General features: G+C 45.2%; 29 protein-coding genes, 1 tRNA gene and 1 pseudogene. 17 read left to right on the top strand and 14 right to left on the bottom strand.

Annotation, left to right across the window (positions count from 1 at the left end):
- Nucleotides 1-60: 60 nt before the first annotated feature.
- A complete protein-coding gene (locus tag P4S59_RS10400; protein ID WP_337168370.1) occupies nt 61-687 on the bottom strand; it encodes a phage repressor protein CI in 627 nt (208 codons plus the stop codon).
- An 89-nt stretch (nt 688-776) separates the two neighbouring features.
- On the opposite strand from P4S59_RS10400, the gene P4S59_RS10395 reads away from it, so the two are divergent.
- The 4 genes from P4S59_RS10395 to P4S59_RS10380 all read left to right on the top strand — a co-directional run bounded on the left by P4S59_RS10395 (nt 777) and on the right by P4S59_RS10380 (nt 3,118).
- Nucleotides 777-989 (top strand): hypothetical protein, encoded by a 213-nt coding sequence (locus tag P4S59_RS10395; RefSeq protein WP_045607456.1) that lies wholly within the window; start codon nt 777-779, stop codon nt 987-989.
- Between the two features lie 114 nt (nt 990-1,103).
- Nucleotides 1,104-1,643: a phage regulatory CII family protein gene (locus P4S59_RS10390; protein WP_337168369.1), complete on the top strand. Its 540-nt coding sequence runs from the start codon at nt 1,104-1,106 to the stop codon at nt 1,641-1,643.
- 28 nt (nt 1,644-1,671) lie between these two features.
- Nucleotides 1,672-1,872, top strand: a complete 201-nt coding sequence (locus tag P4S59_RS10385) for a hypothetical protein (protein ID WP_318082385.1) — start codon at nt 1,672-1,674, stop codon at nt 1,870-1,872.
- Between the two features lie 616 nt (nt 1,873-2,488).
- Nucleotides 2,489-3,118 carry a DsbA family protein gene (locus tag P4S59_RS10380; RefSeq protein ID WP_047010070.1) on the top strand — a complete coding sequence of 210 codons (630 nt, stop codon included), beginning with the start codon at nt 2,489-2,491 and terminating at the stop codon, nt 3,116-3,118.
- A 75-nt stretch (nt 3,119-3,193) separates the two neighbouring features.
- On the opposite strand, the gene P4S59_RS10375 is transcribed toward P4S59_RS10380, so the two are convergent.
- Both P4S59_RS10375 and rnt read right to left on the bottom strand, forming a co-directional pair.
- Nucleotides 3,194-4,519, bottom strand: a complete 1,326-nt coding sequence (locus tag P4S59_RS10375; protein ID WP_005396535.1) for a Na+/H+ antiporter family protein — start codon at nt 4,517-4,519, stop codon at nt 3,194-3,196.
- 28 nt (nt 4,520-4,547) lie between these two features.
- A complete protein-coding gene (gene rnt / locus P4S59_RS10370) occupies nt 4,548-5,192 on the bottom strand; it encodes a ribonuclease T (protein WP_012841569.1) in 645 nt (214 codons plus the stop codon).
- A gap of 263 nt (nt 5,193-5,455) precedes the next feature.
- Between rnt and motY the strand changes: the two genes are divergently transcribed.
- Entirely contained in the window at nt 5,456-6,337 is an 882-nt protein-coding gene (gene motY / locus P4S59_RS10365; RefSeq protein WP_012841571.1) for a flagellar protein MotY, read from the top strand.
- A gap of 120 nt (nt 6,338-6,457) precedes the next feature.
- Here motY and P4S59_RS10360 read toward each other — a convergent pair whose 3' ends face one another.
- The 11 genes and pseudogenes from P4S59_RS10360 to P4S59_RS10310 all read right to left on the bottom strand — a co-directional run bounded on the left by P4S59_RS10360 (nt 6,458) and on the right by P4S59_RS10310 (nt 15,903).
- Entirely contained in the window at nt 6,458-6,892 is a 435-nt protein-coding gene (locus tag P4S59_RS10360) for a DUF2753 domain-containing protein (protein ID WP_005384886.1), read from the bottom strand.
- 150 nt (nt 6,893-7,042) lie between these two features.
- A complete protein-coding gene (gene gloA / locus P4S59_RS10355) occupies nt 7,043-7,459 on the bottom strand; it encodes a lactoylglutathione lyase (RefSeq protein ID WP_005380739.1) in 417 nt (138 codons plus the stop codon).
- 32 nt (nt 7,460-7,491) lie between these two features.
- Nucleotides 7,492-8,133 (bottom strand): endonuclease III, encoded by a 642-nt coding sequence (gene nth, locus P4S59_RS10350; protein WP_005396542.1) that lies wholly within the window; start codon nt 8,131-8,133, stop codon nt 7,492-7,494.
- A 64-nt stretch (nt 8,134-8,197) separates the two neighbouring features.
- The gene (locus P4S59_RS10345) at nt 8,198-8,890 is read right to left on the bottom strand and encodes an electron transport complex subunit E (RefSeq protein ID WP_005396543.1); all 693 of its coding nucleotides are present in this window, start codon (nt 8,888-8,890) and stop codon (nt 8,198-8,200) included.
- Nucleotides 8,890-9,522, bottom strand: coding sequence for an electron transport complex subunit RsxG (gene rsxG, locus P4S59_RS10340; protein WP_006743364.1), 633 nt, complete (start codon nt 9,520-9,522; stop codon nt 8,890-8,892). Before rsxG ends, P4S59_RS10345 begins: the two co-directional genes overlap by 1 nt.
- Before the next feature lie 7 nt (nt 9,523-9,529).
- Nucleotides 9,530-10,576, bottom strand: coding sequence for an electron transport complex subunit RsxD (gene rsxD, locus P4S59_RS10335; RefSeq protein ID WP_047010069.1), 1,047 nt, complete (start codon nt 10,574-10,576; stop codon nt 9,530-9,532).
- Nucleotides 10,576-13,325 (bottom strand): annotated as a pseudogene (rsxC, locus tag P4S59_RS10330) (electron transport complex subunit RsxC). The gene rsxD and the pseudogene rsxC overlap by 1 nt, the downstream one beginning before the upstream one ends.
- Before the next feature lie 8 nt (nt 13,326-13,333).
- Complete coding sequence (gene rsxB, locus P4S59_RS10325; RefSeq protein WP_012841575.1) at nt 13,334-13,930, bottom strand: electron transport complex subunit RsxB; 597 nt, start codon at nt 13,928-13,930, stop codon at nt 13,334-13,336.
- Nucleotides 13,931-13,933: 3 nt separating this feature from the next.
- The gene (rsxA, locus tag P4S59_RS10320; protein ID WP_005380762.1) at nt 13,934-14,512 is read right to left on the bottom strand and encodes an electron transport complex subunit RsxA; all 579 of its coding nucleotides are present in this window, start codon (nt 14,510-14,512) and stop codon (nt 13,934-13,936) included.
- 328 nt (nt 14,513-14,840) lie between these two features.
- Nucleotides 14,841-14,916, bottom strand: a tRNA-Asn gene (locus P4S59_RS10315).
- A 264-nt stretch (nt 14,917-15,180) separates the two neighbouring features.
- Nucleotides 15,181-15,903: an XRE family transcriptional regulator gene (locus P4S59_RS10310; protein WP_170890461.1), complete on the bottom strand. Its 723-nt coding sequence runs from the start codon at nt 15,901-15,903 to the stop codon at nt 15,181-15,183.
- A 432-nt stretch (nt 15,904-16,335) separates the two neighbouring features.
- On the opposite strand from P4S59_RS10310, the gene P4S59_RS10305 reads away from it, so the two are divergent.
- The 12 genes from P4S59_RS10305 to P4S59_RS10250 all read left to right on the top strand — a co-directional run bounded on the left by P4S59_RS10305 (nt 16,336) and on the right by P4S59_RS10250 (nt 23,625).
- Nucleotides 16,336-18,570, top strand: a complete 2,235-nt coding sequence (locus tag P4S59_RS10305) for a DNA-binding protein (protein ID WP_337168368.1) — start codon at nt 16,336-16,338, stop codon at nt 18,568-18,570.
- Nucleotides 18,571-18,632: 62 nt separating this feature from the next.
- On the top strand, nt 18,633-19,340 hold the full coding sequence (locus tag P4S59_RS10300) for an AAA family ATPase (protein ID WP_025636970.1): 708 nt from the start codon (nt 18,633-18,635) through the stop codon (nt 19,338-19,340).
- 10 nt (nt 19,341-19,350) lie between these two features.
- Nucleotides 19,351-19,863, top strand: coding sequence for a hypothetical protein (locus tag P4S59_RS10295; RefSeq protein WP_276406593.1), 513 nt, complete (start codon nt 19,351-19,353; stop codon nt 19,861-19,863).
- Nucleotides 19,863-20,381 (top strand): helix-turn-helix domain-containing protein, encoded by a 519-nt coding sequence (locus P4S59_RS10290; protein ID WP_025636972.1) that lies wholly within the window; start codon nt 19,863-19,865, stop codon nt 20,379-20,381. The genes P4S59_RS10295 and P4S59_RS10290 overlap by 1 nt, the downstream gene beginning before the upstream one ends.
- 74 nt (nt 20,382-20,455) lie before the next feature.
- Nucleotides 20,456-20,728, top strand: a complete 273-nt coding sequence (locus tag P4S59_RS10285; RefSeq protein WP_276443714.1) for a hypothetical protein — start codon at nt 20,456-20,458, stop codon at nt 20,726-20,728.
- Entirely contained in the window at nt 20,713-20,910 is a 198-nt protein-coding gene (locus P4S59_RS10280) for a hypothetical protein (RefSeq protein ID WP_337168367.1), read from the top strand. The genes P4S59_RS10285 and P4S59_RS10280 overlap by 16 nt, the downstream gene beginning before the upstream one ends.
- Nucleotides 20,898-21,512, top strand: coding sequence for a DUF3164 family protein (locus tag P4S59_RS10275; protein WP_025636975.1), 615 nt, complete (start codon nt 20,898-20,900; stop codon nt 21,510-21,512). Before P4S59_RS10280 ends, P4S59_RS10275 begins: the two co-directional genes overlap by 13 nt.
- Nucleotides 21,513-21,523: 11 nt before the next feature.
- The gene (locus P4S59_RS10270; protein WP_337168366.1) at nt 21,524-21,724 is read left to right on the top strand and encodes an ANR family transcriptional regulator; all 201 of its coding nucleotides are present in this window, start codon (nt 21,524-21,526) and stop codon (nt 21,722-21,724) included.
- Entirely contained in the window at nt 21,721-21,915 is a 195-nt protein-coding gene (locus P4S59_RS10265) for a hypothetical protein (protein WP_115206381.1), read from the top strand. The genes P4S59_RS10270 and P4S59_RS10265 overlap by 4 nt, the downstream gene beginning before the upstream one ends.
- A gap of 61 nt (nt 21,916-21,976) precedes the next feature.
- Complete coding sequence (locus tag P4S59_RS10260) at nt 21,977-22,162, top strand: hypothetical protein (protein ID WP_337168365.1); 186 nt, start codon at nt 21,977-21,979, stop codon at nt 22,160-22,162.
- Between the two features lie 15 nt (nt 22,163-22,177).
- Nucleotides 22,178-22,852 carry a DUF2786 domain-containing protein gene (locus P4S59_RS10255; protein ID WP_337168364.1) on the top strand — a complete coding sequence of 225 codons (675 nt, stop codon included), beginning with the start codon at nt 22,178-22,180 and terminating at the stop codon, nt 22,850-22,852.
- 197 nt (nt 22,853-23,049) lie between these two features.
- A complete protein-coding gene (locus tag P4S59_RS10250) occupies nt 23,050-23,625 on the top strand; it encodes a gp16 family protein (RefSeq protein WP_337168363.1) in 576 nt (191 codons plus the stop codon).
- Nucleotides 23,626-23,754 lie beyond the last annotated feature (129 nt).

Raw genomic sequence — 23,754 nt, 5'->3', positions numbered from 1 at the left:
CCTTATTGATATGACTTTAAATCGTCAATAACTCGATATGTCGAGTTATCACATTCTCCATCACTTCCTCTCCATCACCAACGCAACTCTACCCACAACTCTTACTTCATCTTCCTCAACCGTTAGAGTGGAGCCATTAAAGCTGATCGCTAGTTTCTTGCCTGGTAAGCGTTGAATTTCGTTTAGGGAGAACAGGCCATCCATGTCGACTAGGTACGTGCCGCTTACTGCCTGCCGAGATTCTTTGTTTACGAAATAGGTAGCGGACTCGCCTTTTATTGCCATTACATTGACAACACCAAGTTCATCAAGCATCGCTTTATCCAAAGCAAGACTCCCTTGGTTAACTAGTTTTCCTTCCTCTATTCGAAAACAGTCGGCATCGAAAATCTGTTTAGTTTCGTTTTTCTTTGAAATATGAGTGTGCTCACTTGGGCTTTCATATGGCTCACCCTGGCCAAGTGTTAGCCATTTTATAGAGATTCCTGTTTCCAAATGCAATCGAATTACAATTTCGTACGGGACTAAGTTTCTATGTCGCCACGTGCCAACGGTTGATTTAGGTAAACCAAAGGCATCAGCTAACGCTTGGTTGGAGCTGGTATTCGTGGCCTGCATCAACCTTTCGATAACTTCTTTCCCGCCAACGTACTTGGGCGGTTGAATTGGGAATTGACAGGGTTTCATGTGCGATTAATAATTCCAGATGAAATCGGGCGCGAGCTGCAACTCAATCACCCGAATATAAACAATCAATAACTTACAAGGATAGCATTATGCTTTCATATCAAGTAGTCCTAAATACACCTTTCATGACGTATGACCAATATTCCCAGTTCTCTGGTATGCCAAAGCGCACCATCATGGATTGGGTAGCAGATGGTCGCTTACCTATTAAAACTAAAGCAAAAGGTAAAGAAACACCGCTTATCAACATGGTGGCGTTACTTGAAATTGCTACACGAGAAGCAATGGAAAACTTGGGGTAGGTGATCATGCGCTTATCTTCCTTAACTCCAACCAAAGAGCATTGTCCTTGGTGGCTAAACATCCTTGGTTGGGGTTTCGTTTTCGTACCGTATTTCTTCAATTGAGTATTCGCTATGAACGAAATTGACTCAATGTGCGAATTCCGTGGCTCTAAACAAAAGGCATTTAACGAAGCGTGTTGTGCATTTGCGAACTCGGAGAACATGACCAAGTTAGCAAAAGCCATAGGAATGAATGCCACTATGCTGCGCAATAAGCTCAACCCAGAGCAGCCGCACATTCTAACCAACGTAGAACTTGTGCTGATAACCAAAGCGAGTGGCAACTATACCATTCTTAATATCCTTTTGCTTGGCCTTGGTGTGGTGATGGCGCATATCCCAAGTGAAGCGAGTGAAGAAACCTTCATCAAGCGGGCGCTCGAAAGCGCGGTGCACTCTGGCGATCTATCTCGCATGGCGCTGGAACATAGCGGAAGCAGCCGCATTAGCCGTTCACACAAGCAAACCATCATCGACAAGGCGCATTGCAGTATCAGCAATCTGGTCGCGCTTATTTCTGATCTTGAAAGTCGCACAACGGGCATCACGCCATTACTAAGTATGAGCGTGGATTTCATCGCCAGTGGTGCACCGGTTCCTGGACTGAGTTAACTCCAGAGAATAGTAAGGATATTTCCACATGATAACGATTGAACTAAACACCCTAGAAGAAGCTTTACACATACAGAACGTTGCTGCGCTGAACATCAGCAAGTACCAACAGAACCCAGTCGAAGGGCAAGAGTGCCAGCAAAACTCAAACATTCGTCTTTGGCAAGATATTCGGCGACAAGCGGGTTTAGAAATGAAGGCCATCTCCGAGCGAGGGGATCGTGCCTAATGCAATACGTAGCTATTCGACTTGGTTTTTTCGCAATTCTCAAATGTCGAAATATGCCTACCCGTGTGGCACGCTCGGTATCAAGCGAAGCCTTAGCCATAGCGGGGTTCGAGAATCCCGCAGACCTCTAAAAATCGCTACTGGGGCCGTTTTATAGATTTCAAAAGTTGAAAAGATTTTCAGGAAATTGCAATTTTAATGATCTGGAAAGATCAGGTAGTAATTAGTAAGTGTTTGAAAATCATAGGGTGAGTGTGTTTTTCGTCATAAATGAAGACGATCAAAAGAAGAAAGGGGCGATCAATGGTGATGCTTACGAAGCCTTGTATAGATTGGCTTGAAGGCGAATTGCCAAGATAAATAAGTTTTTCAATTTATGAGACTGTATAATTACTTTGAGATTTTGAAATGACTTTGAAGTTAACAGTAAGAAATTGCTGTTTTCGTGGGGAGTGCGTGAGAAGAGCCAAAGCCTGCTTCTTTGCCGGATTTGTCGGACAGCTTCTTAACTTCGAAGTCCAAACCAAGCAATTAGATTTAAATGTGTCGCCACTTCATCGCCACTTAATGTTTTTGTTTGATTTAACTAAATGATTTTAAAGGTTTAATTATTAAAGTGGATATAAAGCTTTACTACGTGCATGACCCAATGTGCAGTTGGTGTTGGGGTTACAAACCGACGCTTGATAAATTGAAACAGCAACTGCCAGGCGTTATTCAGTTTGAGTATGTGGTGGGTGGTCTTGCGCCAGATACTAGTTTGCCGATGCCACCAGAGATGCAACAAAAACTCGAAGGTATTTGGAAGCAGATTGAGCGTCAGTTGGGCACCAAGTTTAACTACGATTTCTGGAAGCTTTGTACGCCAGTAAGAAGCACTTACCAATCTTGTCGCGCAGTTATCGCAGCGGGCTTTCAAGATTCTTATGAGCAGATGCTAGAAGCGATTCAACATGCGTATTACTTACGTGCGATGCCTCCCCATGAAGAAGCAACTCACTTGCAGCTAGCTAAAGAAATTGGTTTGAATGTTCAGCAGTTCAAGAACGATATGGACGGTTCTTTCTTAGAAGGTGTGTTCCAAGATCAACTGAGTCTTGCAAAGAGCCTAGGCGTGGATTCTTACCCTAGCTTGGTTCTTCAAATTAACGACGCTTATTTCCCGATTGCCGTGGATTATCTGTCAACAGAGCCTACCTTGAAACTGATACGTGAGCGTATTATTGACAATATGCCAGCGCAATAATCGCGATTTCAAATAACAAAAAGCCGCTCAATGAGCGGCTTTTTCGTAACTAAGTATATCCATCAAACAACGGTACTAAAGCACCATTGCAGCAATCCAACCAAAGATGATCAGTGGGATGTTGTAGTGGATAAAGGTTGGAACAACCGTTTCCCAAATGTGCTCATGCTGACCGTCGGCATTTAGACCAGATGTAGGGCCTAACGTAGAGTCGGACGCTGGAGAACCAGCATCACCCAAAGCGGCAGCAGTACCAACTAGCGCTATTGTTGCCATTGGCGAAAAACCAAATGCCAACGCGAGTGGAACGTAGATTGTCGCCAAGATTGGAATGGTTGAAAACGATGAACCGATACCCATTGTTACCAACAGACCAACAATTAGCATTAATAGCGCCGCAAGCGGCTTATTATCACCAATGCTGGTAGAGAGAGACTGTACTAATGTCTCAACGCCACCTGTTTGCTTCATTACCGCAGCAAAACCTGCGGCAGCGATCATGATGAAACCAATCATAGCCATCATATGCACGCCTTTTGTGAAGACATCGTGCGTTTCTTTCCAAGCAATCACACCGCCAAAAGTAAACACCATAAAGCCAGCTAGAGCACCAATAATCATTGAGCCAGTGTAAAGCTGAACACCCAATGCGGCGACAATGCCAAGAGCGGCCACCAAGATGTGCTTTTTATTGATAGCATGATCTGTCTCGTGAACGACAGTCAACTCCGTTTCTTCGTAGATGCGCGGTTTACGGTAGCTAACAAAGATCGCCAGCAATAGACCAAACAACATACCAGCACCTGGCAGTAACATTGCCGTTGGAACTTGGCTTGCAACCACGTTTTCCAAACCGTTGTCATGTAGGTTCTTTAATAGAATGTTGTTTAAGAAAATACCGCCGAAACCAACAGGTAAGATCATGTAAGGTGTGATCAAACCAAAAGTAAGAACACACGCGACCAAACGTCGATCGAGCTTAAGTTTCGCGAATACGCCCAAAAGAGGTGGAATCAAAATTGGAATAAAGGCGATATGGACCGGAATTACGTTCTGAGATGACATAGTGACAAGAACGAGCGCGACTAACACCGCGTACTTTAACCCGGTAGTTGACGCCGAGTTTTCTTTACCATTTAAGCGCTTGATAACACTTTTTGCCAGTAGATCCGTGATGCCAGATTTAGAGATAGCAACGGCGAAAGTACCTAACATTGCGTAGCTTAGAGCGATAGTCGCACCGCCACCTAAACCACTTTCGAACGCGGCAACTGTGTCTCCAAGGCTCATGCCTGCGACAAGGCCACCAACGATGGCACTAAACGTGAGGGCAACCACCACGTTTACGCGCATCAATGCTAACACGAGCATGACGCACACTGATATAACGACAGGATTCATACTTTTCCTAATATGTTGTGTTTACTTATTATTCTTCGTCAACAAGCGGCCAACCGCCGAGGGCCTTCCATTTGTTGACAATACCGCAGAATAATTCTGCTGTTTTTTGTGTATCGTAAAGCGCTGAGTGTGCTTCACGATTATCGAATTCCATCCCGGCCGTTTTGCATGCTTTCGCGAGAACCGTTTGACCATAAGCAAGGCCACTCAATGTTGCCGTGTCAAAAGTAGCAAAGGGATGAAAAGGGACTCTTTTTAGTTTACAGCGCTCATTGGCTGCATTTACAAAACCTAAGTCGAATGCTGCGTTATGGGCAACCATAATTGCGCGCGAGCAATCTGCGGCTTTTTGTTCTTTGCGAATAAGTTTATAAATCTCTTTTAACGCTTCTTGCTCAGAAACTGCACCACGAAGAGGGCTATATGGGTCACGAATACCATTGAATTCTAGCGCTTCTTTTTCTAAGTTAGCGCCCTCAAATGGCTCAACATGAAAATGAATGGTGGAGGCTGGATGCAACACGCCATCTTCGTCCATTTTTAACGTAACGGCGCAAATTTCTAAAAGTGCATCAGTTTGAGCATTGAAACCTGCGGTCTCAACGTCTACTACCACAGGGAAATAACCACGAAAGCGTTTTTTCAAGGTCAGAGCTTCATTTTCTATTGTCATGTCGGCTTATTTTTGTGTGACGAAGGCTGCATTATTGCAGATTATACCGACGAGAAAAACCGCAATTTAGGAGAAAAACGGAATTCTATTTTGCATCTCATCAATACGCTCGATCGCATTTCGGGTGATTGAGTTACCATGATTAACGTTAATCGTAATATCACGATATTTCGCACGTTGGCGAGGTTTTTGCATGCCAGGTGAAGTGGTTTTATTGATTCAAATTGACGGCAACAGACTGCCGTTTAAGAGACAGTACTTAGATGAAGAAATGGCTGATTACTAGTGGCGTTGTATTTTCGTTGTTTAGCACAAGCAGTTTTGCTGTGATGGGCAAACGTTATGTTGCCACTCCACAGCAATCTCAATGGGAAATGGTGGTCAACACACCGTTAGAATGCCAACTTGTTCACCCTATTCCAAGTTTTGGAGATGCGGTATTTTCATCTCGTGCGAATAAAAAAATCAATTTAGACTTTGAGTTAAAAATGCGTCGTCCGATGGGAGAAACACGTAACGTCAGTCTCATCTCTATGCCGCCACCTTGGCGACCAGGTGAACACGCCGATCGAATTACAAACCTAAAGTTTTTTAAACAGTTTGATGGTTATGTCGGAGGGCAAACAGCATGGGGCATTTTGTCTGAGCTGGAAAAAGGGCGTTATCCGACCTTTAGTTATCAGGATTGGCAGAGCCGAGATCAGAGAATTGAAGTCGCATTGTCATCCGTGCTGTTTCAAAATAAGTACAACGCGTTTAGCGACTGTATTTCCAATTTATTGAAATACAGTTTTGAAGACATTGCCTTTACGATTTTGCACTACGAAAGACAAGGCGATCAGTTAACCAAGGCTTCCAAAAAGCGTTTATCACAAATTGCAGATTATATCCGACATAATCAAGATATCGATCTCGTGCTGGTGGCGACGTACACCGATTCAACCGATGGCAAAAGTGCGAGCCAAAGTTTATCTGAGCGACGTGCAGAGTCACTTCGTGATTATTTTCAGTCTCTAGGGCTACCGGAAGATCGAATTCAAGTGCAAGGGTACGGCAAGCGTCGTCCTATTGCAGATAATGGCTCACCAATAGGAAAAGACAAAAACCGCCGAGTCGTAATATCTCTAGGGCGAACCCAAGTCTAATGCATATAAAAACGCCGAAGCTCAAAGCTTCGGCGTTTTTGATTTACTGACGTTGTTAATAATATTTTAATGGGATTTTGCCAAGTACCTTTCGGTGATTCCGGCTGTATAATTTGGATGTTAGTTTAATCGGAATTTGGCAATGACTTCGCAATTGGTTGCGGTATCTATTTTTTCAACCTGTTTGGCAATAGCCGGATTAGGATGACGTTTCATGAAGTCTATTAATGCTTTAGTGCAACATCCTATTGAGTCGATAAAGCTTGCACATTCTTTATTTGGGCATTGTGGGATGAGTGTTAAGACTTTCTCTGAAGCCAGCTGAAGGTATTTGAGTTCATAGTCAGTGTCTCCGGCCCAACGCCAGAACTGAGCTAAGTTATGACAAGAAATCACAGAAATTAATAATCGCTCGTCTGCTTCAATTTCCACACATTCGCTAATATCTTCACTCAGGCTTAGGGCTTGCTGGTAATGAAGAATGCTGCGAACAGGGTCATCTAGTTGAAGTGCCGTATCGGCTAGAAGTGTGTGTTTTTCCCATTCACTGATCATTATCGTAATCCCGCATATCGAAGTTGCGAACAAATCTAAACGATAATTATTATCAAGTAAAGTGTTTTGTTTATAAAAGGACAGGCAGATCGCAGACCTGCCTGTAATAGATGTTCAACTTGCAGCACAAGTAATTATCAGAAGTGCTACTTAGCCTTCAAGACCTGCTGAAGCTTGCTTGTTTTGGATAAGCTCAATCATATAACCATCTGGGTCTTTTACGAATGCAATGTGCGTGCTGCCGCCTTTTACTGGACCTGGTTCACGCGTCACATTACCGCCCGCCGCTTTGATAGCGTCGCAAGTTGTGTAGATATCATCAACACCAATGGCGATATGACCAAAAGCAGTACCTAGGTCATATTCAGTTTTACCCCAGTTGTAAGTTAGCTCGATCACAGCACCTTGGGATTCGTCACCGTAACCAAGAAACGCCAGTGTGTATTCGTACTCTTTATTCTCGTTCGTACGAAGCAACTGCATGCCCATAACTTCAGTGTAAAACTTGATGGATTTGTCTAGATCACCTACGCGAAGCATAGTGTGGAGAATTCGACCATTTGACATTTTTTGCTCCTAGCTTTGATTTTCAAATAGCGTTAGCTATCTGGATATACTTTCTCTTTATATTCGCACAAATCTTCAATAATGCAGCTACCGCAGCGAGGCTTTCTCGCCAAGCACGTGTAGCGGCCATGAAGAATGAGCCAGTGGTGCACATCGAGTTTGAACTCTTTTGGCACAACTTTTAATAGCTTTTGCTCGACATCATCAACCGTTTTGCCCATTGCAAACTTAGTACGATTCGACACGCGATAAATGTGCGTATCGACGGCAATGGTTGGCCAACCAAAAGCGGTGTTGAGCACGACGTTTGCGGTCTTGCGACCTACGCCTGGTAGCGCTTCTAACGCTGCACGATCTTCAGGAACTTCACCATTGTGTTTTTCCAACAAGATCTTACAAGTCTTGATAGTGTTTTCTGCTTTTGAGTTAAATAAGCCGATGGTCTTTATGTATTCTTTTAAGCCATCAACTCCCAAATCGAGAATACTTTTCGGTGTATTAGCGACAGGGAAAAGCTTGTCGGTGGCTTTATTGACACTTACATCGGTTGCTTGCGCTGATAGTAATACCGCGATTAGCAGCTCAAAAGGGGAGCTCCAGTTAAGCTCAGTTTGAGGATTCGGATTGTTTTCTCGTAATCGCTCAAGAATTTCGATTCTTTTTATTTTGTTCATTGCTGACTTCCAATACCGTCTCTGCGGTTTATGAAAAAGGCTCCTATGACAGAGCCTTATTTTGTTATGCGTTGGTGACGCGAGCACGTTCTATGGTTGGTTTTTCTTCTTTTGGTTGACGTGCCTGGACTGAATTATCGATGACATTTTTAAGCGCTATCAACAGACCAACACCGATAAATGCACCGGGTGGAAGAAGCGCTAGCAGAAAGCTGTTGTCAAATTGGAAAACTTGAATGCGGAGAGCGGATGCCCAGTCTCCTAATAGCAGATCTGCCCCGTCGAATAGCGTGCCATTACCAATTAACTCACGCATGGCACCTAGCACGACCAAAACGCTTGTCATACCAAGCCCCATCCATAAACCGTCTAATGCTGCAGGCGCAACATCATTTTTTGAAGCATATGCTTCAGCTCGACCAATAATGATGCAGTTCGTTACAATCAGAGGAATAAAGATACCAAGAGATAGGTATAAACCATACGCATAGGCATTCATCAATAACTGAACACAGGTAACGAGAGAGGCAATGATCATCACGAACACAGGAATGCGGATCTCTTTTGGTACGTAATTACGAATAAGAGAAACCGTGACGTTGGAGCCGACCAGCACTAATAAGGTTGCAATACCAAGACCTAAGGCATTGGTGATCGTGGAAGAAACCGCTAACAGTGGACATAAGCCCAGCAGTTGTACGAGAGCAGGGTTATTGCTCCACATACCGTTTTTCATCAGCAATTTATTTTCACTCATTACTGCTCTCCTTCACAGCCCAAAGGCTGGCTAAGAATGTCTTCACGAGACTGGTTTACGTAGTTAACGGTATTTCGCACCACTTTTACGACGGCTCTAGGCGTGATCGTTGCACCAGTAAATTGATCGAAATCACCACCATCTTTACGAACTTTCCATGAGTTCCAGTTACTTTCCGTGACTTGTTTGCCCGTAAAGCTCAGGATCCAGTCGGTGACACGAAGATCAATTTTGTCGCCCAGGCCAGGTGTTTCTTGATGGCTTAAGACGCGTGTCCCCAAAATATTGCCCTGATTGTCAATCCCAGTAATAACTTTTATCTCACCATTGTAGCCATCTGGCGCGATGGATTCTATTGCGATTGCTGTCGGTTCACCATTCTTCGTGGCGAGGTAGGCTGGCATCGCACGCAATGTCCCCAGTTCTGGTGACGTGACCATAGTGCAGGCTTGCGTGAGTGCGTTGTCATGCATGTTTTCTGGAATGACTTGATTCAAAACAGAAAGCAATTGTTGTTGTTCTTGTATCTTGATTTGGTCTTTTGTTAGGTACTGAGTAAAGGCGACTAATCCGGTTGTTGCACAGGCAAAGATCGCAAGTGTCAGACCATTTTTTCTAATAGCGGTTAACATGTTTACCTCAGTGACCGTAAGTTCTAGGTTTGGTGTAGTAATCGATCAGTGGCACACACATATTTGCAAGTAACACTGCGAATGCAACACCATCAGGGAAGCCGCCCCAACTGCGAATGATAAAGACCAAAGCACCAATAAGCGCGCCAAAGATCAAACGTCCTTTAACGGTGGTAGACGCCGACACGGGATCGGTTGCAATAAAGAATGCGCCAAGCATGGTTGCACCTGATAACAAGTGGAAGATTGGCGACGCAGTTTCCCCTGGGGTCAGCAAGCTGAACACGACGCTAAATAGCGTCAGGCTCGCTAGGAAACCTACGGGGATATACCATTGGATGATGCGTTTTTTGATCATCACTAAACCACCAAGTAAGTAGGCAAGATTTACCCATTGCCAACCAATGCCAGCTAATCCATCGAATATTGGCTGCGACAGTACTTCGCTTGGGGTTGCACCTGTATGAATGCCGGTCTTAAATGCATCAAGTGGCGTCGCCATTGTCACACCGTCAACCCCCGTTCGAACTTGCTGAAGCGATAAGCCGTCGTAATCATAGCCCGTAAAAATTAAAGAGAGTGTATCTGCAAAATTTACGTGATCAGGTATGAGTGACGTCGGGGCACTCCAACTCGTCATTTGCACTGGGAATGAGATCAACAAGACCACATAAGCGACCATGGCAGGATTGAATAAGTTTTGACCAAGGCCACCATATAGGTGTTTAGCGATTACGATCGCGAAAATAAGTCCGATCACCATAATCCACCACGGAGACCATGGTGGGATAGCCACGGCTAATAACCAAGCGGTAACGATCGCACTGTTATCACGTAGTGCTCGCATCGGCGAACGTTTACGGAAGACCATAACTAAGGCTTCAAGTGATACAGCGACTGCGATGGCAAAAATCAGCTGAATAAGCGTTCCCCACCCAAAGAAGTAGGTCTGAGCCGCTAAACCTGGGAGAGCACAAAGTGCCACCCATTTCATTAAGTCAGGTGTACTACGACGGCTGTGGGTATGCGGTGAACTGGCAATAAAAAACGACACTACTCGTTCTCCTCAGTATTATTTTTATTAGCTTCTTGCTGCGCTTTGCGAGCCTTCGCGCGCGCAATAGCAGCAGCGACAGCCGCTTTTTTCGGATCTTCAGTTTGTTCAGCAGGCGTTTCAGCTTCTACCGTTTCGGCTGGTTCTTCTTGCTTAGCTTTACGCGCTTTGGCACGCGCAATAGCCGCAGCAACAGCCGCTTTTTTCGGATCTTCGGTTTGCTCGGCAGGTGCTTCAGCTTCTTTCGCTTCAGTTGAGTCTGCTTGTTGCGCTTTACGAGCTTTCGCGCGCGCAATTGCTGCGGCAACCGCGGCTTTCTTCGGATCCACTTCTGGTTCTTCGGAAGTTGCTTCTTCAACAGGCTCTGTTTGCGTTTCTTGCTTAGCTTTACGCGCTTTGGCACGTGCAATGGCAGCAGCCACGGCGGCTTTTTTCGGATCTTCGGTTTGCTCGGCAGGTGCTTCAGCTTTTTCCGCTTCAGTTGAGTCTGCTTGTTTCGCTTTGTGCGCTTTGGCTCGAGCAATTGCAGCGGCAACTGCGGCTTTTTTCGGATCGTCGGTTTGCTCAGCAGGTGCTTCTGCTTCTACCGCTTCAGTTGAGTCTGCTTGCTTCGCTTTACGCGCTTTGGCACGTGCAATCGCAGCAGCCACGGCGGCTTTTTTCGGATCGTCAGTTTGCTCGGCAGGTGCTTCAGCTTCTTCCGCTTCAGTTGAGTCTGCTTGTTTCGCTTTACGTGCTTTGGCACGTGCAATGGCAGCAGCAACCGCGGCTTTCTTCGGATCGTCGGTTTGCTCAGCAGGTGCTTCAGCTTCTTCCGCTTCAGTTGAGTCTGCTTGCTTCGCTTTACGCGCTTTGGCACGTGCAATCGCAGCAGCAACCGCGGCTTTTTTCGGATCGCCGTCTTGCTGTGCAGACGTTTCTGATTCTACAGATTCAGTTGAATTTTCTTGTTGTGCTTTTTTCGCTTTAGCTCGGGCGATGGCTGCTGCAACTGCCGATTTCTTATCATCAGCGTTGTTATCTGGCGTTTCGCCTTGTTCTTTTTGTGCTTTACGTTCGCGGGCTAGACGTTTGCGTTCTTCGCGCAGTTTTGCCATTTCTGAGTTATCAGGTTCACTAGAGCCTGCTTTAGCGGCTGCGGCCTGTTTTGCCTTCGCTTTGGCAATGGCTGCAGCGACGGCAGGTTTCACGGCTGGCTCTGCTTTTTCTGTTGTTTCTGTCTTCTGAGCTTTCACTCGTGCGATCGCTGCTGCAATCGCATCATCACCACCAGAAGATTTCATGTCTTTACGGCGCTGATCGGCTGCTTTCTTAAAGCGATTTTCACGTTCTGCTTTTTCGCGCTCCATACGCGCTTTCTTCTCTTCAAAACGCAGCTTCGCTCGCTCCGCAGCTTCCGCTTCTTGTGCTCTGGTGCGAATTTCCGCTTTTGCTTGGCGGTAGTACTGTACGAGAGGAATTTCACTTGGACACACAAACGCGCAAGCACCGCACTCGATACAATCCTTTAGGTTTAGTTCTTCGAGTTTGTCATACTCTTCAGCTTTTGCATGCCATTGCAGTTGCTGAGGTAGTAGTGAAGCAGGGCAAGCTTCAGCACATTGGCTACAGCGAATACATTCCATCTCATGTTGGTGTGGAGAGATCTCACGACGAGTCGGGGCAAGGATACAGTTTGCTGTCTTGGTAATCGGCACTTGAGAGTGGGGAAGGGTGAAGCCCATCATTGGTCCACCCATGATTAAACGTTGTAACTTTTTATCGGCTTTATAGCCAAACTCATCCAATAACGCTTGTACTGGTGTACCTAATAATGCCCAAACATTGCGTGGTTGTTTGAATGTTTTACCGGTGAGAGTCACCACGCGTTTTATCATCGGTTCACCATCGATGATTGCGCGTTTGATTGAGTAAAGAGAACCGACATTTTGAACCAAAATACCAATATCGGCTGGGATTGCGCCGCTTGGTACTTCTTTATTGGTCAAAATTTTGATCAGCTGTTTTTCACCACCAGAAGGGTATTTAGTCGGGATAACGCGAATAACTATATCTTTGTTTAGAGCCGCAGCTTCTAACGCTTTGATTGCCTCTGGTTTGTTATCTTCAATACCAATAATCGTGAGCTTTGGTGTCAGGATATGTTCGACAATCTCGATACCTTGGATGAGCTCCTCGGCATGCTCTTGCATGAGCTTGTCATCAGATGTGATGTATGGCTCACACTCAGCTGCGTTGACGATAAGAATCTCTGTGCGAGCAAAACCTGATTGGATTTTTTTGCGGTAGGGAAACCTGCGCCACCCATACCTGAAATGCCTGCGAGACGAATAATATCGATCAGTGCGTCAGGTGTTTCTTGTTTGTAATCCGCTACGGGTTTTCTGTCACACCATGTATCGTTACCATCAGGTGTGATGACCGCACAGAGTTCACTCAGACCTGAAGGGTGAGCAACGGTTCTAGGCTCAATTGCGGTGATCGTACCCGATGTAGGAGCATGCACTGGAACGGTAAAACCAGTTTCGGATTGCGTTAATGGCTGACCTTTTAATACGTGGTCACCTTCGGCAACCAATAAGTTACCAGCCTTACCAATGTGCTGTTTTAGCGGTAATACAATTTCTGATGGGATAGCCGCGTGAACGAGCTCAGTTTTGTTGGACTGCTTTTTGTTTTCTGCCGGATGCACACCACCAGGGAAATCCCAAAGCGAGCCTGTACGAATTTGTTCAATCAAAGACAACATGCGAAACCTTACTTAATTGAATCTTTCACGTTCGCTGCATCGTCGGCAGCATCCGTAATGTTGAGTACTGGAATGGAGTTAAGTTGCCACTTCCAGCTTTCCGTGGTGGTTGCCACAGGAATCATTTCAATACAATCAGTTGGACATGGTGCAACACATAAGTCACACCCCGTACATTCGTCTTTAATTACGGTATGGACCGCTTTTGTACCGCCTACAATTGCATCCACTGGACACGCTTGAATACACTTAGTACAGCCAATGCACATATCTTCATGGATAAACGCAACGGTTGGAATTTTGTTGTCGAGATCGTGCGCAGATTCTTCTGGCTCAACACCCATTAAGTCGGCGAGCTTTTCGATTGTTGCCTGACCGCCAGGTGGACATTTGTTGATGTGGTCGCCATTTGCAATCGCTTCAGCATAAGGGCGGCAACCAGGATAGCCACATTGACCGCATTGAGTTTGAGGTAAGATTGCGTCGATTTGATCCACAATTGGGTCTGCCTCGACTTTGAAGCGAATAGAAGCAAAACCAAGTATCGCGCCGAAAATCGCAGCAAGAACTGCTAACGCGATGATCGCAATTAAAATCGTACTCATTGTTTACTTCACCAAACCTGTAAAGCCCATAAAGGCTAGTGACATTAAACCCGCTGTAATCATTGCAATCGATGCACCTTTAAAAGGCACTGGTACGTCGGCGGCAGCTATGCGCTCACGCATGGATGCAAAAAGTATCAACACCAATGAGAAACCAACAGCGGCGCCGAAGCCGTAGATAATCGATTCGATAAAGTTATGGTTCTCATTAATATTAAGAAGCGCGACGCCTAATACCGCGCAGTTTGTAGTGATCAGTGGTAAGAAAATACCAAGCAAGCGATAAAGTGTTGGACTTGTTTTGTGCACAACCATTTCGGTGAACTGCACCACAACGGCTATCACCAAAATAAAACTCATGGTTCGAAGGTACTCAATACCCAGTGGACGAAGAATGTAGCTTTCCACTAAATACGCACACACTGACGCGAGCGTTAGCACAAAAGTTGTCGCTAAGCCCATACCTATTGCTGTTTCCAGTTTTTTGGACACACCCATAAAAGGACAGAGGCCCAAAAACTTCACCAGTACAAAGTTGTTCACCAGCACAGTGCCGACCAACAACAAAACATATTCGGTCATAGTTATTACGTTCTTAAAATCCGATCTTGATATTATCGTGTTTTGTGACACCAATAACAACCAGTGAACGATGTGGTTTTACATACACGATGGAAAAATAGTCGTCTATGTGAGGTATTTTGATGAATCAATAAGAAATTGAACAGCTTGCTGAATGGATTTTACAAAGACGCTGGTGCTGTCTTTCCTCAAAGAATCTTTTGCTCAGAAGGCGGGAATTACATTTAGCGAGTAATTTTAAGTCGTCACTTGAGATATTGATGGTGAAAGAAGTTTTTTATTTCAAAACGAAAAAAGCCGTGTCTTGCAACACGGCTTTTCTGGAATTTGGCTCCTCCTGCTGGGCTCGAACCAGCGACCTGCGGATTAACAGTCCGTCGCTCTACCAACTGAGCTAAGGAGGAATTGCTTTGCTTGAAAGCGGGACGAATCTTACCGAGCAGCCAAACTGTAACCTACCATCTAATATGAAAAACATAAGGAATAGATAGGATTTGGCCGAAATAAGTCGGAAGGCCACGTCTTTCAACGGCTGAGGATACTATCAGCTCGAAAAAACAAAATCCACTAGAAATGAAAAAAATCTGCTGAAATTTTCCTAGTTAGCGCAAAAAATGAGAAAACGCTCAAATTGATAAAGAGCATCCGATTTGGCGTTTAAAGCTCATTTAAATGTCCGTAGCTCTCTGAACCACACGTCCTACGATGCACAGCTGATCTAGCTTGTCCTTTGGTACTTCGATTGGAGCGTAATCCTTGTTGTCACTGATAAGAGTCAGTGAGCCGTCATAGCTTTTCTGGATTCTTTTGGCATAAAGCTCATCACCCAGGCGAACCACGTATATTTTGCCGTCAATAGGGGTTGTTGAATCCCTATCAACCAACAATGAATCATTGTCCGTGATCGTGTCGGCCATTGAGTCGCCTCTCACGAACACAACAGCACAGCGCTCAGGGTTTAATCTCTTGAACTTAAGGTATTTCTTTCTGAAAGCCAGCCAGCGCTTAGGTTCCTGGTCAAATGCATCACACCCATTACCAGCTGAAACCTGGATATGGAAGCCTGGGACTAAGCAAAACTCCTCTTCAAACACTTCCACTGGATTGATAGGAGAAGGTTTAACTGGAGTAGCCTCAGCTACTTTTCCATCTTGACTGCTTTCTTTGCCTGTTGCCAACCAATCAATAGATACACCACAGGCTGAGGCTATCTTAAATGCTGTTTCAAGGTTGGGTATCGAGCCTTTAAGTATCTTTCTTAAAGCTCCTTCTGTTACTTCAGTACGCTTTGCGAACTGGCGTAAGCTTTCTTCGCCAATCAATTGTTCCAGGCGCACAGCTACCGATCCGATTCCTTCTGGCTGAATCGGATCATCGATCCGTTTTGTCATGTGAAGATCCGTTTTTAAAAATATCCAATCAAATCAAAGATATATATTTCTTTAATAGCTAAAGATCGCATTAATTGAAACGGATGCGTACTTTGGTGTTGAAATTAACTCCGGTACGCACTATTATCATTACCACAGTGCGCAGTGCGTACTGTGGTTCGTTTTAATTAAGAGTTCGCAGTGCGAACGAGAACAAGAGTGTAACTGAAAGCATGGATATAGTCACTGCAAGAGACATACATGCAGCTTTAATCCGCAAAGGTTATAGCTGTCGCAGTTGGGCTATCGAGCAGGGTTACTCGCCTAGGACGGTGCAGAAGTGTATTCAAATACATGCACCGGAATCCCAAAAGAAAATTAAGGGCAGAATTTACATGAATATTATGAAAAAGCTGTCTGAAACGATTGGGCATGATTTGGTTGGAGGTCCGCATGAATAAGGAATGGTTTACTCCAACTGAGCTAGCTGGGCTACCAGGGTTACCTAGTACCGATAGGAATGTAAGAACAAAAGCACAGAAGGAGCTATGGAAATCTCAGAAGCGTACCAAAGGTAAGGGCAGTGAATATCACATATCTTCACTACCACTAGAAACCAGATCTTACCTGCAAAAAATGATGGTTTCTAAGTTGGCTAAGTCTGATAAAGCCACACAAGAAGCCGTAAAAGACGTTGCATTATTCGAAGGTGGTGAGAAGCAGTCTGTTGCTTCGACTCGTCAAGCGAGAATGAAGTCAGCTATTGCCTTAAATAGCTTGCCTGAGTCTCAGCAGAACCGAGCTAACGCCAGAGCACGGATTGTAGAGTTGAGAGCTATGTTTCTGGAACCATTCAAACTGGCCAACAACTTAGTTGCAGGAGAGCACGAGTTCGTTAATGCATACAACAGCGGGCTGCTTGAACTGGATAACTGGATTCTAAGAGAGGTATCTCAAGTCAGTTTTAGTACGTTGCGCCGTTGGAAAAAGCAGTTAGAGCAGGAAGGTATTGCACGTTTAGCTGGTAAGTATGAGTCCAATAAAAAATCAGGGCTTATCGAGCAACAACCAGAAATTCAAAATTACCTAATTGCGCTGATTACTAACAAACCTCACTTAGCGAAGCGACCAAATGTGATGCACAGAATGCTAAAGGAAAAGTCGTCTGCGTTCCCGCATTGGAATATTCCTTCGGCCAGCTCTGTTTGCCGTTGGCGAGATAAGTGGCTTGCGGGTAATGGGGCGAAGTTTACCAACTTGACCAACCCCGATGCATACAACAACAAGCATCGACCTCTATACGGGAAAATGTACCCATGGATCTCAGCTCCTAATGATTGCTGGGAGTTCGATAGTACACCAACAGACGTTCAGTTAAACGTAGATGGCAAGCTGGTTAGACACAGCATCATTGCTGCGATTGATGTCTACAGCCGCAGAGTGAAACTATTGCTTGCTCCTACATCATCGTCAGAAGGCATTTGTCTGCTACTGCGTAAATGTATCCTCGATTGGGGCATCCTTAACCCTGGTGGTGTCGCTCGTACCGATAACGGGTCTGACTACGTTTCGAATCGAGTAAGTACGGTAATGCAGATGCTGGATTTGGACCAGTCGAGAGCAAACCCGTTCTCTGGTTGGGAAAAGCCATACGTCGAGCGCTTTTTCGGGACGCTAAGCCGAGCTCTATTTGAGCTACTGCCTGGCTACATTGGTCACAGTGTCTCTGATAGACAGCAGATTGAAGCAGCAAAAGCTTTTGCTCAGAGAATTGGTGAAGGCAAGAAGAAGCTAGAAAGAGAAGCGTTAGAGTTGGCATTAACACCTGCTCAATTAGAGGAGGTGATGAACGATTGGCTAGAGCATCGATACAACCACACTGCGCACGAAGGGCTTAAAGGTGATACGCCATTTAACCGTTATGTATCTAGTGGCTACAAACCAAGAAAACTTTCAGACCCGCACAGTATCGACCTTCTACTCAACTTTGTTGGTGAAGCAACCGTAGTACGCGGTGGAGTGAAAGCACAGTCAGTTAGGTACACAGCTCCAGAGCTAATGAATCCAGACTGGGACCGCAAAAAAGTACGAGTATTTTTGGACCCATCTGATGTTGGTTCCGCAACGCTTTACTCGTTGGAAGACATCGGTACTTACGTTGAAGCGGTTAACGATGAGTTGGTCGGTAAGAGCATTTCACCTGAAGCGTTCAGAGCCGCTCGTAAGAAGTTCAACAAAGAAATTAGCAACTTCCGTAGGAGCGCGAAGCGTCTGCAGAGTGAGTTCGGTATTGACACTCAATACGCTGAATCTCTGGCTGCTGATAAAGCCAAAAACAACCTGGCAGGTTTGGACCTACCAGCTGAAACGGTAGACAACCAAGTATTAGGCGCACTATCAAAAGCCAACAAAGCGAAGCAGAAAGACACCTCTCGAAGTGAAGATGAGCTGGAGCGCTTAGAGATAGCAAGGCAGCACCTAATTCAACAAGAAGAACAGGTTCGAGAACAGAAAGGCATGGCAATCAGAAACATTCATGAGAAGGCGAAATACATTGCCAGTCAATCTCTTGAACGTGAGTTAACTGAAAAAGAGGAGGAGTTTTTAACGAAGTATTTGAAGAACCCAGAGAACAAATTCAGCCGTAAGGCTATTGAAAATATTATGGCGCACCGCCGCCAAGCATGATGCGCCATATAAACACCGTCAGTAAAAGTTCAAACTTAAAAGTGCTATAAAGGAGTTTAGCAATGAAACCAGTAGTTGCACCAGTTAAAAACCTTCTTGCTACACAGATCGCATTAGAGATGTTGTTACAACGCTCATATGGCGTTCCTGGTATCGGTTTGCTGCATGGACCCAGCGGGCTAGGAAAGACCACAACAACAACCTACCTCTACAATCAGGTCAATGGCATTTATGTCAGTACCCGAGCGCATGATTCGACAAGCAGCTTGCTGCAACGAATTGTTGAAGAACTTGGCGCACAGCCAATGCACCGTATCAGCAAAAACGTAGATTTCATCATTGAGCAGATGAGTATGCACGAGCGCCCTTTGTTCATTGATGAAGCGGATTACTTGATGAATGACAAGCGCCTGCTCGAAACCATTCGTGATTTATATGATGGTACTGAGGTACCAATCATCCTCATCGGGATGGACCAAATTGCACGTCGTATTAGCAGCCATAAACAGTTTTACAACCGTATTTCTGAATGGGTGGAATTCAAACCTGCCGACATTAGTGACGTCAGAACCATGGCTGAATCTCTGCTTGAGCATGATATTCAAGTTGAGGATGACTTATTAGAGCACCTCCGTATGGCGACTGGTGGTGAGCTACGTCGAATCACTATTGGTCTGCAAAAAATTGAATCTCTAGCAGTCGCTAATGACCTCGATCTTGTCACGCTCGATGCGTGGGGCGATCAGCCTTTCCACGGTATGAGAGTTTAGCGAGGGTGTTATGACAGAGCGACAGCTTGCTTGGTCGTATATCAAGCAGCTCGGCGGAAAAGAGTTCACCGGGATGCAGATAGTGCAGGCAGTAGAGTTAAACAATTCAAGAACCAAGAGCCTTATTTCAATGCTAGTTGAGTTAGGGCGAGTGGAGTTAGTGGATAAAGGGCCAAGCCTTTTAAAGAATCGATATCGCGTTGTCGATTCTAGTCCAATTCCTAATCGGTTCTTAAAAAAGAAAAGACCGAATCGCCCCAAAGTAAATCAACGGTTATGGAATTCATGTCGAGTACTCAAAGTCTTTTCTCTTCATGACTTATGCGCGACGTCTTCAGCTGCTCTATCAACAGGACGCAATTTTTTACGTCCGTTGATGAAAGCGAAGATCATCCGCAAGGTTAATGGCCCAGACGGAGAGCTTTACCGCTTGAACGCTAACTTGAGTAGCACATGTCCAGAAATTACGGCCGATGGAGTGATGATTAAAGGGCGCTTCTTTCCTTTTCAGGAGGAAACCTGATGAGTGAAAAAACTTGGTTGGATGCGTTAAAAGCAGAGATAGAAAAGCCTGGTAACTCTCAGAACAAAGTTGCTAAGGAACTGGGGATTAGTACATCTAAACTCAGCCAAACACTTCGGGGTGTTTATCCAGGTTCCGTGGAGGATATCCGAATTAAAGTTGAGGGTATGTACCTGACACGGACAGTGACTTGTCCTGTCAAAGGTGACATTCCAATACACGAGTGTGCAGATAACCAGCAGCGTCCGTTTTCTTCGTCCAACAGGGAGCGAGTACGGTTGTACAAGGCTTGTCGTTCAGGTTGTCCTCATTCGAAATTGGAGCAAACCACCAACACTAAAGCTATCAGCGTAGTTTCGGAAGAAAACGACATATACAACCTAGATAACCAATTGGCGTTTTTGAAGAGAGAAGCAAAAGGCAACTCGCTTCGCTTAAACGAATTGCTGGAGGCGGAGTTAATAAAACTCGCAGCCAAATACAACCAGCTACTTTGGGCATCGAAGTATAAAAAATAGCCAAAACAATAACCGAAGTGAATCAGCTTCCTCCTATATAAAGGAGGAAACTGGTTCACAAGGAAGGTGACTTTATGACCATTACAACGAACACAATCAGCAACCAAGAAAGACAGGCTTCCCACGTTATCAAGAAGCTTCGCCACTACGGTTGCAAAGTAGTAGTAGCAATGAAAACACCACGCGGCGTGATTATTAATATCGAACAGCCAACGCCTGAAATGAAAGCTAAAGCCATCGAGATTAAACAGTTTTTAAAGGGCGTTTATTCCACGGTTTACACACTGCAGGTTGATGGTTGCACCGTGAACTGGAAGCAAGGGGATCTGCCATGTCGACTGCATTAAGTGCTCAAGTGGTTATCGATGTATCGCTGGATACAGAAAACGACAAAGTGCGTTATGCGGTTATCACCAACGAAGGTGACTGCAGCGGCATTAACCAACTGGCTGAAAAGCTCACCGAAAGAATCTTACTTGCGCTTCCTGAATGCGCTAAACCACAAGGAATTACCAAATGTCAGAAGTAGCAGTACCAGAAGGCTATCGCCTAAAAGCGAACGGCACGTTAGTGCCTGAATCACAGGTTAAAGATATTGATATCTTACGTGATGATTTGGTCACTGGAATCGTGGAGAAGGCCAAGGCCGCTCAACAAGCATTAGCTGAATTCAAAGCCATAGCAATGAGCCAGATTCGTGATTTTGTTGACCTGTCTGCAGAAGAATACGACGTGAAGTATGGCGGTACCAAAGGCAACGTTTCGTTGCTGTCGTTTGATGGCAAGTACAAGTTGATGCGCGCTGTGGGTGAGCACCGCGTATTTGATGAGCGTATTCAAGTGGCGAAGAGCAAGATTGACAGCTGTATCAGTCGTTGGTCAGAAGGCGCAAATGATCACATTAAAGCGCTGGTGGAGCATGCGTTTCGAGTCAACAAGCAAGGCCACATTGATTTGAACTCCGTGCTCTCTTTACGCTCACTCAATATCGATGAGCCTGACTGGATGGAAGCCATGGAAGCGATTGCTGATTCAGTACAAGTCACGGGAACCAGTGCTTACCTGCGTATTTATGAGCGTCAGGAGAACGGCCAGTACAAGCAGTTTCCCCTCGATATCTCAAAGCTCTAAGGAAGGACTCAATGATAAAGGAAAAGAGTAGTTATCCAGACTATGCCAAGCATGCTGTCAGTTTAGAAAGAGTAGGCTACCTCAAGGACGCCGCTTTTGCCTGGCAGGTAGCAGCAAACTATGCAGTTAAGCCAGAGAACCGTCACTGGGCAGAAAGCCGCTCTCAGTTTTGTCAGAAGTGGGCTTGGCGTTACGAGAAGGAGGCAGCATGACACAGTTTACCAGCCCTCATGACCAAGAGGCCGTCGAGAAAGAAATCGACCTAGCGCAGACACTGATTGAAATCGAAGGAACGGGATACCCAGACGATACCTATGAAGATGGTGTGATAGCCGCTCTGCGATGGGTTCAAGGGCGATGGTCCGCCCCAACCAGTGATGCCATAGAGCACTTAGAACGGTAGCCAACAGATGTATATCCCCGCTATCGCGGGGATTTTTTTACCCAAAATTTAGGAATCAAACATGAAAATTGAAATAGCAAAACGAAAGTTCCCAATAGGAAAGCTAGTGAAATACTACCCAATTAGAGGGGTAGATAACTTCAAAACGGTAGAAGTCTGTAGCGAACCTTGGGTTGTCAGCGGTGAAGTCGTAGTAAAGGTGACAGGTGTGCGTGGCTGCGTGTCTGTTGATCATTTAATTGGTTAGTTTGGAGGATGAGTAATGAACGACAAAGTTTTGGATAAGATTAAAAAACTGCTTCGCCTCGCGAAATCCTCAAACCCGCATGAAGCATCTCTAGCATTGTCTCGCGCTCAAAAGCTCATGATTGAGCACAACATTGGCGCTGACAATCCTGAGTTGAATGGCGTTTGTGATGAGATCATTACTTCTCAATTGAGAATACAGACACCGCCTGCTTACCTATCGGGGCTGTTTAACGTAGTTAAGTTGGCCTTTGGTTGTGATGGGTATTTTCAGCCAACATTTACACGTATGGAGATGGTCTTTATTGGCCACGATCAACGCCCAGAGATTGCAGGCTATGTGTACACCGTCCTTGAGCGTCAACTTACGGCTGCACGTAAAGAATTTATGTCTACGTTGAGCAAGAGGATGAAAAAGGCGAATAAGACAATTCGTGCCGATCAGTTCTGTGAGGGGTGGGTCATCGGTGTTTATAAAAAAGTTGAAGCTTTTTCCTTAAGCGATGATGAGAAGCTTCAGATCGAAAGCTTTAAAAAATCCACAAGCCTTGAAAAAGCAAATGTTAGAGCGGCTAAAAGTGCAGGACAGAAAGGTAACGAAGCTCGATACCAAGGCTTCAAAGAATCAAAGAACGTAGTGCTCAATCATGGTGTTCCAGGACAAGAAAGTAAAAAGTTGGAGGCTTTGTAGATGTACAAATCGAATAGCCAACCTTGGAGTGAAAGGCATGTTGTCATTGACTCTAGAGAGCGTAATCCATACCTCAATACCGCTTTTTATATAAATCGTCGCCGCGGAGCAAAATATGACCTTGCTCAGAAGGCATCAAATTACATCAATGGGGTGCTTAGGCGCATGATTTGGCGCTCTCGTAGGGAGGGCAAAGCATGAACCAACGCAACCGCCTTATTCAAATCATTCACGTCGCCAAGCGCGAACTGGCTCTGGAGGACGATGTTTACCGCCTGCTGTTGGAAAGCGAAACAGGCAAAGCTTCCTGCAGCAAAATGAACATCAAAGAGCTGGAACAAGTACTTTCAGCACTAGAAGCCAAAGGATTTAAACGCAGTTTACCTAAAGGTAAAACACCATTTAAAAAGCGTTTAAGCCCTAAGTCAGGTAAGTCGAAAAACACCATTATTGATAAGTGCCGCGCTGTTTGGATCTCGATGGCAATCCATGGCTTCGTTCGTGACCGCTCTGAAAGTGCGCTGGATAAATACACTCAGCGCATCCTCAAAAATCAAAAAGACAAAGTGGACTGCATTGCCTGGTGTGATGAAGACCATGCCACACAGGTACTAGAAGCACTCAAACGCTGGCACCGTCGTGTAATGATTGACGAGATGAAAGATAAAGGTTGGACCGTTCCGTGGAATGAGCGCACCAACAAACCCATGGGTTATGACGCTATTGCCGAGCATTACAACTGGATGCTGAATTTACGCAAGGAGGCCGAGTGAGCAATTTGAATCGCAAGGCCAAGGAGCTTATTAAGCACGTCCGAACCCATGGAAGTAAAACGGAGGAAGAAGCGATAGCTTACCTTGATCGGCATTGTGGAGATTGGCGAAACACACCATTACCAAGGG

Origin of the sequence: Vibrio sp. M60_M70, assembly GCF_037162085.1 — a bacterium.
GTDB lineage: Bacteria > Pseudomonadota > Gammaproteobacteria > Enterobacterales > Vibrionaceae > Vibrio > Vibrio diabolicus.
This window is presented reverse-complemented; position numbering and strand designations above follow the sequence as displayed.

Coding starts and splice junctions, on each gene's coding strand:
- P4S59_RS10270 (WP_337168366.1), top strand. CDS start 21,524: ATGATAAAGGAAAAGAGTAGTTATCCAGACTATGCCAAGCATGCTGTC.
- P4S59_RS10300 (WP_025636970.1), top strand. CDS start 18,633: ATGAAACCAGTAGTTGCACCAGTTAAAAACCTTCTTGCTACACAGATC.
- rsxA (WP_005380762.1), bottom strand. CDS start 14,512: ATGACCGAATATGTTTTGTTGTTGGTCGGCACTGTGCTGGTGAACAAC.
- gloA (WP_005380739.1), bottom strand. CDS start 7,459: ATGTCAAATGGTCGAATTCTCCACACTATGCTTCGCGTAGGTGATCTA.
- rnt (WP_012841569.1), bottom strand. CDS start 5,192: ATGACAATAGAAAATGAAGCTCTGACCTTGAAAAAACGCTTTCGTGGT.
- P4S59_RS10250 (WP_337168363.1), top strand. CDS start 23,050: ATGAACCAACGCAACCGCCTTATTCAAATCATTCACGTCGCCAAGCGC.
- rsxB (WP_012841575.1), bottom strand. CDS start 13,930: ATGAGTACGATTTTAATTGCGATCATCGCGTTAGCAGTTCTTGCTGCG.
- P4S59_RS10260 (WP_337168365.1), top strand. CDS start 21,977: ATGAAAATTGAAATAGCAAAACGAAAGTTCCCAATAGGAAAGCTAGTG.
- P4S59_RS10290 (WP_025636972.1), top strand. CDS start 19,863: ATGAGTGAAAAAACTTGGTTGGATGCGTTAAAAGCAGAGATAGAAAAG.
- P4S59_RS10305 (WP_337168368.1), top strand. CDS start 16,336: ATGAATAAGGAATGGTTTACTCCAACTGAGCTAGCTGGGCTACCAGGG.
- P4S59_RS10295 (WP_276406593.1), top strand. CDS start 19,351: ATGACAGAGCGACAGCTTGCTTGGTCGTATATCAAGCAGCTCGGCGGA.
- P4S59_RS10310 (WP_170890461.1), bottom strand. CDS start 15,903: ATGACAAAACGGATCGATGATCCGATTCAGCCAGAAGGAATCGGATCG.
- P4S59_RS10345 (WP_005396543.1), bottom strand. CDS start 8,890: ATGAGTGAAAATAAATTGCTGATGAAAAACGGTATGTGGAGCAATAAC.
- rsxG (WP_006743364.1), bottom strand. CDS start 9,522: ATGTTAACCGCTATTAGAAAAAATGGTCTGACACTTGCGATCTTTGCC.
- P4S59_RS10275 (WP_025636975.1), top strand. CDS start 20,898: ATGTCAGAAGTAGCAGTACCAGAAGGCTATCGCCTAAAAGCGAACGGC.
- P4S59_RS10265 (WP_115206381.1), top strand. CDS start 21,721: ATGACACAGTTTACCAGCCCTCATGACCAAGAGGCCGTCGAGAAAGAA.
- motY (WP_012841571.1), top strand. CDS start 5,456: ATGAAGAAATGGCTGATTACTAGTGGCGTTGTATTTTCGTTGTTTAGC.
- nth (WP_005396542.1), bottom strand. CDS start 8,133: ATGAACAAAATAAAAAGAATCGAAATTCTTGAGCGATTACGAGAAAAC.
- P4S59_RS10360 (WP_005384886.1), bottom strand. CDS start 6,892: ATGATCAGTGAATGGGAAAAACACACACTTCTAGCCGATACGGCACTT.
- P4S59_RS10285 (WP_276443714.1), top strand. CDS start 20,456: ATGACCATTACAACGAACACAATCAGCAACCAAGAAAGACAGGCTTCC.
- P4S59_RS10400 (WP_337168370.1), bottom strand. CDS start 687: ATGAAACCCTGTCAATTCCCAATTCAACCGCCCAAGTACGTTGGCGGG.
- P4S59_RS10385 (WP_318082385.1), top strand. CDS start 1,672: ATGATAACGATTGAACTAAACACCCTAGAAGAAGCTTTACACATACAG.
- P4S59_RS10255 (WP_337168364.1), top strand. CDS start 22,178: ATGAACGACAAAGTTTTGGATAAGATTAAAAAACTGCTTCGCCTCGCG.
- P4S59_RS10395 (WP_045607456.1), top strand. CDS start 777: ATGCTTTCATATCAAGTAGTCCTAAATACACCTTTCATGACGTATGAC.
- P4S59_RS10280 (WP_337168367.1), top strand. CDS start 20,713: ATGTCGACTGCATTAAGTGCTCAAGTGGTTATCGATGTATCGCTGGAT.
- P4S59_RS10390 (WP_337168369.1), top strand. CDS start 1,104: ATGAACGAAATTGACTCAATGTGCGAATTCCGTGGCTCTAAACAAAAG.
- P4S59_RS10375 (WP_005396535.1), bottom strand. CDS start 4,519: ATGAATCCTGTCGTTATATCAGTGTGCGTCATGCTCGTGTTAGCATTG.